Below are 13,837 nucleotides of genomic sequence, written 5' to 3'. Positions count from 1 at the left end.
ACAAATAGGATAGATAATAAAAAAAGCTTAGGGTTTACCTAAGCTTTTCTTACTTAGAATGACATTATTTGTTATCAATTAACCTAAATCCTTCACCATGTATATTTAAAATTTCTACATTTTCATCATTCTTCAAGTATTTACGAAGTTTAGCAATATAAACATCCATACTACGAGAAGTGAAATAGTTGTCATCTCGCCAAATCTTTGTCAACGCCAATTCACGTGGCATTAAGTCATTTTTATGCACGGCTAACATTCGTAAAAGTTTACTTTCTTTAGGTGATAACTTTTGAGGTTCTCCACCTTTGTATATTAAATGACGTAGTTTAGAGTTAAAATCAAAAGACCCAATTTTAAACTCAAATTCATCACTGTCGTTTGTCTTTTCTGTTTCTTTACGTTGTAAAATTGCTTTAATTTTATGTAATAAAACTTCAGAATCAAAAGGTTTATTTAAATAATCGTCTGCACCAACTTGATACCCTTTTAAAACATCTTCTTTTAATGTTTTTGCAGTTAAGAAGATAATAGGAATTTCTTTGTTAGTTGAACGAATGTCTTCAGCTAAAGAAAAACCATCTTTACGAGGCATCATTACATCTAAAATACATAAGTCATATTCTGCATTTTTAAACATAATTAAACCATCTATTCCATCTTTAGCATGTGTAACATTATAATCATTTAATGCTAAATAATCTTTCAGAACTGTTCCAAAATTAGGATCGTCTTCTACTAATAATATTTTTTTACTCCCCATTTCTTAATATTTTATATTAATGGTAATTTAACTGTAAATGTGCTTCCTTTCCCTTTTTCACTTTCAACGTAAACGGTACCTTGGTGACTATCTATAATTTCTTTTACATAGGCTAAGCCTAATCCGTGACCTTTTACGTTGTGTATATTCCCTTTATGTTCTCTATAAAACTTATCGAACACATATTTTTGAGCATTTTTACTCATCCCTATACCTTCATCTTTTATCTTAAAGATAAAGTATTTATTTGTGTTTTCAGTAAATACATCAATTTTTGGTGCGTTTTCTGAATATTTTAATGCGTTTTCTAACATGTTAACAACAACATTTGTTAAGTGAAACTGATTTCCAAGAACTTCTGTTGAAATAGCTTTAAAATGAGTTGTTACACTTCCTTTTTTGTCGTCGGTTAATAGCTGAATATGTTCAGTAGCCTCTTCAATTATGTCGTGCATGTCTACTGCATCCTTACTAATTTCAATCTGGTTCTTTTCGAGTCTTGAAATTCGTAATACATTTTCTACCTGTCCGTGCATACGCTTATTTTCATCGCGAATCATTTGAACATATCGCTTAACCTTTTCTTCATCTGATATGATTTTTGGGTTTTTAATTGCATCTAAAGCTAGATTAATAGTGGCAATAGGTGTTTTAAACTCATGTGTCATATTGTTAATGAAGTCTGTCTTTATTTCAGAGATCTTTTTTTGACGAATAAGCTGATATAACGATGTTGAAAAAGCAGCAATGATAATTCCTATAAAAAATAAAGAAAGTATCAGTACTTTCATCATGCCTGAAAGCAGATTCTTTTTCTCGTTAGGAAATTTAACATATAGTTTATATTTACTATTTCCGTTTTCATCTTCCAATAACGGATAGCTAATATCTTCTGGTTGTATGTTAAAATATCCAGACTTTAACTGTGTTGCCAAACCTTCTTCATAAACAACATATTTAAAATCTTGTGTAATATTCATTTTAGCAAACTCTTCTTTCAGAGTGTAATTTAACTCTTTATTACTTATTCTTTGGTTAATAGGAAACACGGCTTTACTTCGTCTAAAAGCATGTTCCATAACTTCATTATTCCAACTATTATAAGTCCTAAAAGTAGAGTAACGGTTTTCATCTAAAAAAGGCTTAAAATCTTTATTTTCAGATTTTATTACCTGAGAAAAGTAAATATCTTCTTTCCCCGAGTAGCGTTTAATAATAATAGAGTCGTTATCTACAAACTCATTAGGCATTTTAATACTCTCTTCTAAAATAGTACTACCAAAAGAAAACTTTTTTTTGCTTACCGTATCAACTTGTTGAAAAAGAAAAGTTGTTATTTCAGCATCAGTTCTTAGTTTATCATTTTCAAAATAATCTTTATAATTTTGCTTAAACTCTAGATACTCTCTCTCTTTTATGTTTTCAGAGGTGCGAGCTAAAGCAATTTTTACATTGTTTTTAAATTGTTCTTTTTTATTTTTAATAGCATCGTTAATCCAATAAACTTGAATAGAGATGATTCCTATTAAAGAAATACTCATTAAAATAACAATGAGAATAAAAATTTTCTTACCCATTATTCAAAAATAAATTAATAAAATTTAGGCGTATAATCTTTTAACTTAGATTAACAGAATCGCTATAAAATTAAGATAATTTTAACAAAAAATTATAAAAAAGTGTAAATTAATGTATGTTTTCTGTTAAAGAATTGTGGATTTTTAAGACTTGTTCTTTTGATTTTGTAAGTGTAAGGTTTTCAATTAAATAGTTTGATTGAAGTGTTTTTTTAGTTTCATCCCATTGATTTTTAATTCTGTTTTTTACTTCTTCAATGGTTGAGTTGTCTCTATTTATGACTCGATTAATTCTTACGTCTATTGGGGCGGTAACTGTTATGATTTTATTACAAAGAGAATCGCTCCCGTTTTCAAAAAGAATGGCATTTTCATACAAAATGTAATCTTTATCTATGTTTTCTTTAATAAAATGCTGCAAATGTTTATTAACAACAGGGTGAACGATAGCGTTAAGTGTACTTAATCTTTCTTTGTTGTTAAAAACAATTGAAGCTAAGTAAGACCTATTAAGCTCATCGTTAACATAAACTTGCTCACCAAATTCGGCAATTAGTTGAGTCTTAATTTTAGCGGATGTGTTCATTAGCCTTTTAGCTTCATCATCAGCAATATAAATGGAAATATTTTCAAATTCTGAAAACATTTTAACTATGGTAGATTTCCCACTACCAATACCGCCTGTTAAACCTACTACAATACTATTCATATATTAAAAAGTCAATCTTATTAGGAACTATTCTTACCAATGTAACCATATCAGGAAGATCTTTTATTTGAGGGGTGAGATAGTTAACTTCTTTGTTTTTAGATTGTAGATAATCACACTCTACTTTAAATAAGTCAGGTGTTACTTCATTAAAATTCTGCAAGCCTACTTTATAGATAATCTTAACTTTCTTAGGAAAGACATTAATTCCTTTTGGAGCATTTTTTACAAACACAGGAACTTCTATTTCTCCTTCGGTAAACTTATCAACGTCAATACTAATTTCAGCTGTTGAATGGCTTGATTTAAGTTGTGTGTTTTCTGGAAAGATAATAGGAGAGGAGATATTAGTGCTCTTTGATAAGTTTTCTAACGTTATATTTTCTAGGGTTAAAAATTTTGTTTCTTTAACATAGGTTTCATCTCCAGAAATTAAAACACTATCAGGAGTAATTGTTACAGGTTTTGAGAGGTCATATCCTAATTGAAAAGTGATATTTAAGTTAGGTTTTAAAGGGATTTTTTTTGAACTAAGCGTGCCAATTTTTAAAGGAATTGTATCTTCTACAATTTTAGTTAATTCAATGCTAGATTTTAATTGTTTTTGAACTTCTGAAGTTAGATCTTTAGATAAAAAGTAATAATTAGTTCTAGTTTTCTTAGAAACTTTAGTAAGGTCCAGCTTAATCGGTTTATGGGTAATGCTAGCAACTAACAAATTATATCCACTACTTTTTAGTTTTAAAGAAAGCTGATTAATAGGTGTTTCTATTAATGTTTTTTGTTGTGGTAGTTTTACGTATTCAACACTGTACACAAGGGTAGTGTTATATTCTTTTGATAGATTAATAAGCAACCAAAAAAATACTGAAGCAGTTAAAAAACCAAAGAAAGTTTTAGGTATGTTAAATTTTGTTTTCAAGAAATAGTTTATTGATGCAATCTACGTAAAAAACAAAAAAGTGAGCTCATGAGCTCACTTTTTTATAAAAAAATATACTGTTATTTTTTAGTCTCAGTAGAATGTTTTTTACTCATTTCCATAGAAATGGCAGAACGTTCAAACTTTATTTTACCAGCACCAGTTTCAATAGTAACTGTGTTGTCAGTATCGTTGATTTCAACAATTTTACCATGAATACCACTAGTGGTAACTATTTTCGCTCCTTTTTTGATTTCAGTTTGAAATTGCTTTTCCTTTTTTTGACGTCTCATTTGTGGACGGATAATTAAAAAGTAAAAAACAGCAATCATTGCTACAAAAGGAAGCATGTTCATTAAACTTTCTTGAGAGCTAGCTTGTAAAAAAATGGTTATAAACATTATGAATTTTTCTTTTTAGGAGTTACCATTCCAGAAATCTTAATAACCTCTCTACCTTTTTCAGTGTTGGTGGTTAGGGTAATAGATTTTGATTGTTTGTTAACTCTTCCGTTGGTGTTAAAACTAACTTTAATATCTCCTGTTTTACCTGGAGCAATAGCCCCTTTTGGCCATTCAGGAACAGTACATCCACAAGATGCTTGTGCATTTGTAATGATTAAATCGCTCTTACCAGTATTTGTTACTAAGAAGGTCGTTTTAACAACTTCTCCTTCGTTAACAGTACCAAAGTCAAATTCTTCTTTGTCAAAAGAAATAACAGGAGCACCTAAACCAATAGAGCTGTCTCTTTTTTCTGCTTTTTCAACATTTTCTTTTTTAACTTTTGATGAAGCATTTCCTTGTCCGCAAGAAACTAACACCCCTGCCGATACAACAAATGCTGCTATTACTGCTATTTTCTTCATTGTAAAAATATTTTTAATTTGTTGTAAAAATACTAATTTATTATAATAAACCTCTACCAATTTTTACCATCTTATTTGAACTTAGGTAGTCTTTGGCTAATTTATCTAAAACACCATTTATAAAGTAACCACTTTTATTCGTTGAATAATCCTTAGCTAGTTCAATATATTCGTTTATAGTAACTCTACTTGGGATAGAAGGGAAGTGTAAAAACTCAGTAATTGCCATTTTAATAATAATCATATCAATATCTGCAATTCTATCAGCTTCCCAGTTAGGAGTTTTTTCTATAATATCTTCTTCGTATTTGTGTTGATGTAACATCGTTTTTGTAAACAAATCAGAAACAAATATTTTATCCTCATTATCTTTATATAAACTACCTAAAATAAAAGGTTTATTAGCTTTTTGTTTGTTTAAAGATTTAAGAATCCAAGTGTTTACAAAAGGAATATCATCTACCCAAGAGATCATTTTATCTTCAAAATAATCAGCTAATTTTTCATTAGGAGCTACTATCTCTCTAAAAAAGTCGATAACAAAAGCTTTGTCTACATTAAAAGAGTCTTCAACAGTATCCATATACTTTTTATAAAGATCACTTTTTTGTAGCTCATCTAATAAAATCTTTACGTACTCATCATCAAGATCCCAGTAATTTAACTTGTTAAGCTCAATATACCCTTCTAAACTTACACTTTCGTTAAGTAAGTTTAAAAGCTTGTTATCTATAAATTTTGTATTTGGATTCAGTTCTTCTTTAGTAGCAAGTATTTTCTTTTTAGAAAGCTCTATTCTCTTACGAGCTAATTTTTGCACTTCAACTAATAATTGAAGATTTAAAACGTACAAATCGTACATTTTTTGAATGCTGTGTTTTAAGAATTTTCCTTCCTTAACCAAATCATCGCTATGCGATTGTTGCATCGCATAAGCCGACTGCATTACTTTAACACGAATATGTCTTCTGTTAATCATTCTAAAGAACTTTAAAAAAAAGAGCGATAGAAACCATTTCTAACGCTCTGCAAAAGTAAAACTTTTTTATTTTTTATCTAGCTATTTTGCTCTTTTTTGCGAGCATCAATTCTTGCTTGTGCAATATTGAAAGCAGCTTGATGTGTAGTGATGTTTTCTTTTTCTGATAAATTGAAAATATCTAATGTAGTATTGTAGATGTTTTCAGTTCTTTTTAAGCTCTCAGCTTTATCGTAACCTACAACCTCAGCATATACATTAATAATACCACCAGCGTTAATTAAGAAGTCAGGAGCATAAGCAATTCCTTTATCTTTTAACATTGTACCGTGCTTTAATTCGTTAGCTAATTGATTATTAGCAGCACCTGCAATTACTTTAGCTTTTAATTGAGCAATACTTTCATCATTAATAGTAGCACCCAAGGCACATGGAGCATAAATATCTACATCTAGTCCAAAAATATCATTTCCTAATACTACGTTAGCGCCATATTTTTTACTTAACTCTTCTAAGCGAGCTTCGTTAATGTCATTTAAAACAACTTGAGCACCTTCATCAGTAATGTGCTTAACTAAAGTTTCTCCAACATGACCAACACCTTGAACTAATACTTTTTTACCATCTAAGTTTTCAGTTCCAAACTTATATTTAGCAGCAGCCTTCATACCCATGTAAACACCGTAAGCTGTTACAGGAGAAGGGTTTCCAGAACCTCCAATGTTTTCAGAAACACCAGTTACGTGTGGAGTAACTTCACGGATAATATCCATATCTCGAGTTTCCATTCCAACATCTTCAGCAGTAATATACTTTCCGCTTAAAGAATTAACAAACTCACCAAACTTACGCATTAAAGCGTCATTTTTTTGAGTTTTAGCATCACCAATAATAACTGCTTTACCACCACCAAGGTTTAGACCAGTAATAGCAGATTTGTAAGTCATACCACGAGACAAACGTAATACATCGTTTAAAGCTTCCCATTCACTTTTATACTGCCACATTCTAGTACCTCCTAAAGCAGGCCCTAAAGTTGTATTATGGATACCGATAATTGCTTTTAAACCTGTATCTTCGTCGTTGCAAAAAACGATTTGCTCGTGATTGTCAAAAGATAATTGACCAAACACTGGGTCATTCTTAAGATCTTTAGTATCAATGATTTCTGATGTCATTTGTTTTGTTTTTTAATTTGAGACGATTTGGATAATCTCAAAAATTCGAGTACAAAAGTAAGAAATCATTAAAACATAAGCAAAAAAAGAGGTCTCAATTAAGGTATCTTTAACAGGGCGTCTTTATAAAGTTTAATTTTTATAATAAAATAAAATTGAAAGCATTACAATACTTAAACAAGTACTTTGTTAAATACAAATGGAGGTTATTATTAGGGATTTTAATTACTATATTATCAAAAATACTGACACTTAAAATTCCCAATTTTGTTGGTGACTCATTAAATGTTGTAGAAGATTATCAATTAGGTAAAATAACCGAAATGTCAGAAGTAAAAAGTATTCTTTTTACAAATATCCTACTTATTGTGGGAGTTACATTATTGGGTGGTTTTTTTACATTTTTAATGCGCCAAACTATTATTGTAATGTCACGATTAATAGAATTTGATTTAAAAAATGAGATTTATCAACAATACCAACGATTATCACTTAATTTTTATAAGCAAAATAGAACAGGTGATTTAATGAACCGTATTAGTGAAGATGTATCTAAGGTTCGTATGTATTTTGGACCAGCTATTATGTACTCGTTAAACATGTTGGTTTCTTTTGCTGTCGGATTTACCCAAATGTATGCGATATCACCAAAGCTTACCTTGTATACAATGATACCTTTTCCTGTTTTATCAATATCAGTTTTTGTTTTAAGCAAGCAAATTAATAAGCGAAGTACTGTGGTCCAGCAATACCTTTCAAAATTAACCACTTTTAATCAAGAGTTCTTTTCTGGTATTAATGTCGTAAAATCGTATGCAATAGAAAATGCTGTGATTAAAAACTTTGATACGTTGGCAGATGCAAGTAAAGATAAAAATATAGACTTATATAAAGTACAAGCGTTGTTTTTTCCGTTAATGATTTTGTTAATAGGAATCAGTAATATTATAGTGTTGTATGTTGGTGGTAGTTTATATATTAATGATGAAATTAAGGTAGGAGCCATTGGAGCATTTGTGATGTATGTAAATATTTTAACATGGCCAGTAGCTGTCGTTGGTTGGGTGACTTCTATGGTGCAACAAGCAGAAGCTTCTCAAGAAAGAATAAACGAATTTTTAGAGCAAGTTCCAGAAATTAAAAATGCAAATGAAGGAGAAACGATAATAGAAGGAAATATTGAATTTAAACATGTCTCTTTAACTTATGAAGATACAAATATTACTGCGTTAAAAGATGTTAGCTTTAAAGTAGAAAAAGGAGAAACACTAGCAGTTTTAGGAAAAACAGGAAGTGGTAAATCATCTATTATTAATCTGGTTTCTCGATTGTATGATACTACAAAGGGAAGTGTGTTAATGGATGGGAAAGATATTAAAACCTGTAATTTGTATGATATAAGAAACCAAATAGGGTTTGTGCCACAAGAACCATTTTTATTTTCAGATACGATTGAAAACAATATAAAGTTTGGTAAAGAAGATGCTACGGAAGAAGAAATTATTGAAGCAGCTAAAAATGCGGTAATTCATGAAAATATTATTGACTTTAAACAAGGATATAAAACTATTTTAGGAGAACGTGGTGTTACGCTTTCAGGAGGTCAAAAGCAGCGAACTTCAATAGCGAGGGCTATTATAAAAAATCCTAAAATTTTAATTTTTGACGATTGTTTATCAGCAGTAGATACTGAGACAGAAGAGAGAATATTATCTAACTTAGAACGAGTTTCTAGTGATAAAACAACGATAATAATAAGTCATAGAGTATCATCGGCAAAAAATGCAGACAAAATAATTGTATTAGATAACGGAAAGATAATTCAGCAAGGTGTTCATAATCAATTAGTAAAAGAAGAGGGGTATTACAAAGAGTTATATGAGCAACAGCTTTTAGAAAAAGAAATATAGCATTTCGTATTGTCAAGTCAAATATTTTGTTAGATTTGTTGAGGAAAATTTAAGTAAACAACTATTATTTTAAGTAGCGAATTATGAGCGAGAGAGTAGAACAAGAGGAAATCTTTTCACAAGTTTTAAGAGCAGGAAGAAGAACATATTTTTTTGATGTTAGATCTACAAAGGCAGATGATTATTATTTAACCGTGACAGAGAGTAAGAAGTTTACTCATGATGATGGTTCTTTTCATTATCAGAAACATAAAATTTACCTATATAAAGAAGATTTTAGCGACTTTAAAGAGATGTTGAATAAAGCAACAGACTTTATCGTAAATGAAAAAGGATCTGAGGTAATCAGTGAACGTCATCAAAAAGACTATAAAAAAGAAGAAAACGTAGCAACAGAAGCAACTTCAACAGAAAGTTTTACTGACGTTTCTTTCGACGATATTTAAGCAGAAGAAACTGTTTTGCATAACTCTAAACACAAATGTATAATTTGTGTTTAGAGATTGGATTGTGCAGAAAAAATCAATTCAAATTCAATTTACACTTAGAAAAACTGCCAATTGTTGCACAAGCAATTGGTGGTTTTTATTTTTTATATAAGCGATTTTATTTTGTTTGGTAGTTTTGATGCGAATTCAACCAGCTGCTTATAAGTTAAAGTTCTACCTACTCTACTATTAAGTTTATCTTCACGCTGGTTAATCCTAAGTAATTTTTGTTTCATAGGAAAGCGAGTTTTTGAGTTTATCTAAATATAATAAAAAAAAACTGAATTTCAGTAGGTTATGTTGTTTTGAATTAAAATATCTTGTGAGTTAAGTGTTTTTCCTATAAAATTTTTTTCATAGTAGTTGTTTTCGCTACCGTTTCTTGCCATTCTTTTATAGCATTACTGTCGTTTGTAATTCCACCTCCAACATAAATATATACAGTATTGTTAGAAACTTCCATACAACGAAGGTTAACAAACAAATTACTTTCTTTATCATTAATGTTTAGTTCTCCTAAGAACCCTGTATAAAAGCTTCTATGATAGTTTTCATTATTTAAAATAAACTGTTTTGAAGCTTCTAAAGGCATTCCACAAACGGCAGGGGTAGGATGTAAGCTTTTGATTAAAGAAGCAGTATTAGTTTTTAGCTTACCATTAAGAACTGTTCTTAAATGAAGTAATTTTCCTGCTTTAATAGTTTCAATACCAGATTTTGTAATTTCTGAAGAAATATCAGATAAATTGTTAGTAATGTAGTCAGTTACAAATTGTTGCTCTTCTAATTCTTTTGGTTGCCAAGTAACATTAGTTGTACCATTGTAAACTTGTGTTCCCGCCAAAGCCATAGTAGTAAAACTTTTATTTTTAATACTAACTAAAGTTTCTGGAGTAGCTCCTAACCATAACCCAATTTTAGGATGATACCAAACATATACAAAAGCTGTAGGGTAGTTGTTCAGAAGTTTTTGAAAAGTATCAATAAGGCTGAAATTTGATACCTCTATTTTTTCTTTTCTGGAAAGGACTACTTTTTTAAACTGCTGGTTTTTAATAGCAGTGATTCCTCTTTCAACTAGTTGGATATGGCTCTTTTCGGAAGCAGTATCAGGAGCATGATTGTTATTGTTAGTTTGAGTATCGCCAATCGTAATTTCTTCTTCAATATAGGTAGATTGATTTTTAGGAATTAAAATAGCTTTTTCTCTGTTGTCAAACGGAGCAAAAATAAATCCACTCTCATTATAGTTTTCAGAGGTAATTAAGTCGTTGTTTTGTTGAAACCATCCTTTAATTATAGTACAGTTAGGTTTTCTGTAAGTAACAAAAGGTAATTCTATGTTGAAGGCTTCTTTTATGTTTAAAAAAATACTCAATCTAATTGTTGTATTAAATGTTTTTTAATCGTGTCAAATTTACTCCAAATAAATCCATGACCAGCATCAGGAATGCTAATTAACTCAAACTGATTTTCAGGAAACTGTTCTTTTAAAAATAAAGAGTTTTTAAAAGGTACAATCCAATCATTAGTTCCATGGATACTTACTATGTTGTTAGGAGTAGATTTCCAATTGTTTTCAAAAAGTTGTAAATCTTGTTTATGAGATAGCTTTTCTCTGCTAGCTTCTTGCCAAATAGGTGGAACCAACCATCGAGTAAACTTCCACTTATATAAATTTAAAGACCATGGCATAGGTTCTATTTCGCTATACACTGCTGGAGCCAACAAAATCACTTTTCGAATTTTTTGTTGTATAGCCAAAGCAATAGGACCGCCGTAAGAGTAGCCTACTAGTATTGTTTTGTTGGGGTTGTAATCTTGTAAAATACTTCTTAACATGTCACGCTCAAAAGCAATACTTTCCTGAACCGAATTTTTGTCTTGATAATTGTAACCAATTCTGTCGTATGAAATCATATTAGCTTTGCTAAGCAATACACTGTCTTTCATATATTTTACAAAATCGATAGAAGAACCTATTGTTCCATGAACAAAAACCAGTGTAGGTAAAGTAGTATCTTTTATGATTGAAAGTTTTCTGTACTTAAAACCTTTAAAGTTTTTATAAGTGAGGACAGGAGTAACAGAACTACCTGAAATTTTTTTAAGTACTTTTACATCAGATTTAGGAGCAGAAAAACTCCAGAATACATAGTATAAAACAAGGAAAAGCACAAAGAGAGCAATTCCAACGATTTTCAAGATTTTTTTCAGCAATTTCATGCTATTGTTTGTCTAAAACAATATTGGTAATCTTACAAAGTGAAATCAAATTCTCATCCTCATCAACAATTCTCACTTCCCATAAATGTGTAGTTCTACCTTTATGAATCGCTTTTGCAGTCGCAAAAACATATCCTTCTCTTTTGCTTTTTACATGATTGATGCTAAGTTCAATACCTTTAATAATTTTATTAAAGTCTCTTAAAAAAAATGCAGAAGCACAACTACCAACCGATTCTGCTAAAGCAGCTGTAGCACCACCATGTAATATCCCGTAGGGTTGATGTACTTTAGGTGTCACAGGCATTTTAGCAGTAATAAAATCATCTCCTACATCAATAAACTCTATTTCTAAAGTTTCCATTAAGGTGTTTTTGTTGTAACTGTTTAAGACTGTAAGAGATGCTTGCTTATTCATAGTGACTAAAAATTATCACTCAAAAATACGTATTTTTGTACTGACAAAAAATGATAGAATGTATAAAGTACGCGTAATTTTAGATACGAAAGAAGATGTAATACGAACCCTGTTAGTAAATGAAAAAGCTTCGTTAGAAAACCTACACTTTGATATCGCAAAAGCGTTTGATTTTAACGGACAAGAAATGGCATCTTTTTACCGTACCGATGACGATTGGAATCAAGGTGAAGAAATTCCTTTATTTAATATGTCAGAAGCAGGAGAAGGAATTTCAATGGCAACATGTATGTTGCATGAAACCATACCAAACCAACACGATAAGTTGATTTATGTGTACGATTTCTTGCAAATGTGGACGTTTTATGTAGAGGTAATAGAACAATCTAATGAAAAAGTTACTGAAACAAAAATGATCTTATCTGTAGGAGAAATTCCAGAAGAAGCTCCAGAAAAAGAATTTAAGGCAGAAGATCTTTCAAAAAATATAGATGATGAAATTGATGATGAATTTAATAACTTTGAAAGCCTAGACGATTTTGACTTTGATAATTACTAAGCTATGGCACAATTTATAAAACTGTATAACGACAACCCCAATCCAAAAGAGATTGAAAAAATTGTAAAAGTTTTACAAAATGGAGGGTTAATTATATATCCAACCGATACTGTTTATGGTTTAGGCTGTGATATTACCAATACTAAAGCACTAGAAAAAGTAGCAAGAATAAAAAAAGTAAAGCCAGAAAAAGCCAACTTCTCGTTTGTTTGTAACGATTTAAGTCATTTATCTGATTACGTAAAGCAAATAGATACCGCAACTTATAAAATTTTAAAAAGAGCTTTACCAGGGCCATATACTTTTGTGTTACCAGGTAGTAACTCACTACCAAAAGCCTATAAAAAACGAAAAACAGTAGGTATTCGTGTACCTGATAATAATATAGCAAGAGCCATTGTAGCAGCTTTAGGAAATCCGATTGTATCTACATCTATTCACGATGAAGATGAAGTATTAGAATATACAACCGATCCTGAATTAATTTTCGAGAAATGGCAGAACATTGTTGATGTCGTGATTGATGGTGGGTATGGTGACAATCATGCATCTACTGTAATCGATTTAACAACCGATGAACCAGAAGTACTTCGTGAAGGAAAAGGAAACTTAGATGTTTTGTAATGCCTAGGATTGAGTTAGTTACTTATATACATTCTTCCAGAGAAATTGTATTTGATTTATCTCGTAGTGTAGAATTGCATAAAATATCAACTCAAAAGACAAAAGAGGAAGTTGTTGCTGGTAAAATGACTGGTTTAATAGGGTTAAATGAAAGTGTTACTTGGAGAGCTAAACACTTAGGTTTTTACCAAGAATTAACTTCAAAAATAACAGAATATAAATATCCAGAATATTTTGTAGATGAAATGCAAAAAGGAGCTTTTAAAAGCTTTCGACATGAGCATTATTTCATAGAAGAGTTTTGAGAATAAAGTAAAGATGATTGATGTGTTTGATTATGTGTCTCCTCTAGTTTTTTTAGGAAAGTTAATAGATAAAATATTCTTGAAAAAATATATGATAAAGTTATTAGTAGAGAGGAATAAGGTTATCAAAGAGTTTGCAGAAACAGATGCATGGCGTGTTGTTTTATAAGACCCGTTGGAGAAATGTAAAATACACTGTATACTGAGGAGCAGTTTTTGGAATAGCTTTACTATTTAGGACATTAGATAATAAAGTAGTTGTATTACCTATGGAAACGCACTGGTTATGGCATACTTTTGGAGGAATTGCA

The 13,837-nt window shown here is 30.3% G+C and carries 17 protein-coding genes; 6 read left to right on the top strand and 11 right to left on the bottom strand.

Annotated elements, in window-relative coordinates:
- Window positions 1-64: 64 nt before the first annotated feature.
- The 8 genes from MK851_RS09265 to MK851_RS09230 form a co-directional block, all read right to left on the bottom strand.
- Window positions 65-763: a response regulator transcription factor gene (locus MK851_RS09265; protein ID WP_047789269.1), complete on the bottom strand. Its 699-nt coding sequence runs from the start codon at window positions 761-763 to the stop codon at window positions 65-67.
- 11 nt (window positions 764-774) lie between these two features.
- Window positions 775-2,340 (bottom strand): HAMP domain-containing sensor histidine kinase, encoded by a 1,566-nt coding sequence (locus MK851_RS09260; protein ID WP_320243368.1) that lies wholly within the window; start codon window positions 2,338-2,340, stop codon window positions 775-777.
- Between the two features lie 109 nt (window positions 2,341-2,449).
- Window positions 2,450-3,049 (bottom strand): dephospho-CoA kinase, encoded by a 600-nt coding sequence (gene coaE, locus MK851_RS09255; RefSeq protein WP_303506165.1) that lies wholly within the window; start codon window positions 3,047-3,049, stop codon window positions 2,450-2,452.
- The gene (locus tag MK851_RS09250) at window positions 3,042-3,971 is read right to left on the bottom strand and encodes a hypothetical protein (RefSeq protein ID WP_303506167.1); all 930 of its coding nucleotides are present in this window, start codon (window positions 3,969-3,971) and stop codon (window positions 3,042-3,044) included. Before MK851_RS09250 ends, coaE begins: the two co-directional genes overlap by 8 nt.
- A gap of 80 nt (window positions 3,972-4,051) precedes the next feature.
- On the bottom strand, window positions 4,052-4,372 hold the full coding sequence (gene yajC / locus MK851_RS09245; RefSeq protein WP_115900569.1) for a preprotein translocase subunit YajC: 321 nt from the start codon (window positions 4,370-4,372) through the stop codon (window positions 4,052-4,054).
- Window positions 4,372-4,839: a DUF1573 domain-containing protein gene (locus MK851_RS09240; RefSeq protein ID WP_320243364.1), complete on the bottom strand. Its 468-nt coding sequence runs from the start codon at window positions 4,837-4,839 to the stop codon at window positions 4,372-4,374. The genes yajC and MK851_RS09240 overlap by 1 nt, the downstream gene beginning before the upstream one ends.
- 40 nt (window positions 4,840-4,879) lie before the next feature.
- Complete coding sequence (nusB, locus tag MK851_RS09235; protein WP_303506176.1) at window positions 4,880-5,818, bottom strand: transcription antitermination factor NusB; 939 nt, start codon at window positions 5,816-5,818, stop codon at window positions 4,880-4,882.
- A 77-nt stretch (window positions 5,819-5,895) separates the two neighbouring features.
- Window positions 5,896-6,996: a Glu/Leu/Phe/Val family dehydrogenase gene (locus MK851_RS09230; protein ID WP_303506178.1), complete on the bottom strand. Its 1,101-nt coding sequence runs from the start codon at window positions 6,994-6,996 to the stop codon at window positions 5,896-5,898.
- A gap of 155 nt (window positions 6,997-7,151) precedes the next feature.
- Here MK851_RS09230 and MK851_RS09225 point away from each other — a divergent pair, with 155 nt between their 5' ends.
- Complete coding sequence (locus MK851_RS09225) at window positions 7,152-8,906, top strand: ABC transporter ATP-binding protein (protein WP_320243362.1); 1,755 nt, start codon at window positions 7,152-7,154, stop codon at window positions 8,904-8,906.
- An 83-nt stretch (window positions 8,907-8,989) separates the two neighbouring features.
- Window positions 8,990-9,352 carry a PUR family DNA/RNA-binding protein gene (locus tag MK851_RS09220; protein WP_125068090.1) on the top strand — a complete coding sequence of 121 codons (363 nt, stop codon included), beginning with the start codon at window positions 8,990-8,992 and terminating at the stop codon, window positions 9,350-9,352.
- A gap of 382 nt (window positions 9,353-9,734) precedes the next feature.
- Here the strand turns inward: MK851_RS09220 and MK851_RS09215 are convergent, their stop codons facing one another.
- The 3 genes from MK851_RS09215 to MK851_RS09205 are packed head-to-tail and all read right to left on the bottom strand — an operon-like array spanning window position 9,735 to window position 12,038.
- Complete coding sequence (locus MK851_RS09215) at window positions 9,735-10,772, bottom strand: chorismate-binding protein (protein ID WP_320243358.1); 1,038 nt, start codon at window positions 10,770-10,772, stop codon at window positions 9,735-9,737.
- Complete coding sequence (locus MK851_RS09210; protein WP_320243355.1) at window positions 10,769-11,620, bottom strand: alpha/beta hydrolase; 852 nt, start codon at window positions 11,618-11,620, stop codon at window positions 10,769-10,771. Before MK851_RS09210 ends, MK851_RS09215 begins: the two co-directional genes overlap by 4 nt.
- Before the next feature lies 1 nt (window position 11,621).
- On the bottom strand, window positions 11,622-12,038 hold the full coding sequence (locus MK851_RS09205) for a PaaI family thioesterase (protein ID WP_303506186.1): 417 nt from the start codon (window positions 12,036-12,038) through the stop codon (window positions 11,622-11,624).
- 58 nt (window positions 12,039-12,096) lie between these two features.
- On the opposite strand from MK851_RS09205, the gene MK851_RS09200 reads away from it, so the two are divergent.
- The 4 genes from MK851_RS09200 to MK851_RS09185 are packed head-to-tail and all read left to right on the top strand — an operon-like array spanning window position 12,097 to window position 13,695.
- A complete protein-coding gene (locus tag MK851_RS09200) occupies window positions 12,097-12,597 on the top strand; it encodes an IS1096 element passenger TnpR family protein (protein WP_320243353.1) in 501 nt (166 codons plus the stop codon).
- Between the two features lie 3 nt (window positions 12,598-12,600).
- A complete protein-coding gene (locus MK851_RS09195; RefSeq protein WP_303506190.1) occupies window positions 12,601-13,221 on the top strand; it encodes an L-threonylcarbamoyladenylate synthase in 621 nt (206 codons plus the stop codon).
- Window positions 13,221-13,526, top strand: coding sequence for an SRPBCC family protein (locus tag MK851_RS09190; protein WP_320243351.1), 306 nt, complete (start codon window positions 13,221-13,223; stop codon window positions 13,524-13,526). The genes MK851_RS09195 and MK851_RS09190 overlap by 1 nt, the downstream gene beginning before the upstream one ends.
- 13 nt (window positions 13,527-13,539) lie before the next feature.
- A complete protein-coding gene (locus MK851_RS09185; RefSeq protein ID WP_320243349.1) occupies window positions 13,540-13,695 on the top strand; it encodes a hypothetical protein in 156 nt (51 codons plus the stop codon).
- Window positions 13,696-13,837: the final 142 nt, after the last annotated feature.

This window comes from Tenacibaculum sp. 1B UA, from assembly GCF_033978845.1.
Classification (GTDB): domain Bacteria; phylum Bacteroidota; class Bacteroidia; order Flavobacteriales; family Flavobacteriaceae; genus Polaribacter.
This window is presented reverse-complemented; position numbering and strand designations above follow the sequence as displayed.

Excerpts from the sequence above, each read along its gene's own strand:
- MK851_RS09265 (WP_047789269.1), bottom strand. The coding sequence starts at position 763 with ATGGGGAGTAAAAAAATATTATTAGTAGAAGACGATCCTAATTTTGGA.
- MK851_RS09260 (WP_320243368.1), bottom strand. The coding sequence starts at position 2,340 with ATGGGTAAGAAAATTTTTATTCTCATTGTTATTTTAATGAGTATTTCT.
- coaE (WP_303506165.1), bottom strand. The coding sequence starts at position 3,049 with ATGAATAGTATTGTAGTAGGTTTAACAGGCGGTATTGGTAGTGGGAAA.
- yajC (WP_115900569.1), bottom strand. The coding sequence starts at position 4,372 with ATGTTTATAACCATTTTTTTACAAGCTAGCTCTCAAGAAAGTTTAATG.
- MK851_RS09240 (WP_320243364.1), bottom strand. The coding sequence starts at position 4,839 with ATGAAGAAAATAGCAGTAATAGCAGCATTTGTTGTATCGGCAGGGGTG.
- nusB (WP_303506176.1), bottom strand. The coding sequence starts at position 5,818 with ATGATTAACAGAAGACATATTCGTGTTAAAGTAATGCAGTCGGCTTAT.
- MK851_RS09230 (WP_303506178.1), bottom strand. The coding sequence starts at position 6,996 with ATGACATCAGAAATCATTGATACTAAAGATCTTAAGAATGACCCAGTG.
- MK851_RS09220 (WP_125068090.1), top strand. The coding sequence starts at position 8,990 with ATGAGCGAGAGAGTAGAACAAGAGGAAATCTTTTCACAAGTTTTAAGA.
- MK851_RS09210 (WP_320243355.1), bottom strand. The coding sequence starts at position 11,620 with ATGAAATTGCTGAAAAAAATCTTGAAAATCGTTGGAATTGCTCTCTTT.
- MK851_RS09205 (WP_303506186.1), bottom strand. The coding sequence starts at position 12,038 with ATGAATAAGCAAGCATCTCTTACAGTCTTAAACAGTTACAACAAAAAC.
- MK851_RS09200 (WP_320243353.1), top strand. The coding sequence starts at position 12,097 with ATGTATAAAGTACGCGTAATTTTAGATACGAAAGAAGATGTAATACGA.
- MK851_RS09195 (WP_303506190.1), top strand. The coding sequence starts at position 12,601 with ATGGCACAATTTATAAAACTGTATAACGACAACCCCAATCCAAAAGAG.
- MK851_RS09190 (WP_320243351.1), top strand. The coding sequence starts at position 13,221 with ATGCCTAGGATTGAGTTAGTTACTTATATACATTCTTCCAGAGAAATT.
- MK851_RS09185 (WP_320243349.1), top strand. The coding sequence starts at position 13,540 with ATGATTGATGTGTTTGATTATGTGTCTCCTCTAGTTTTTTTAGGAAAG.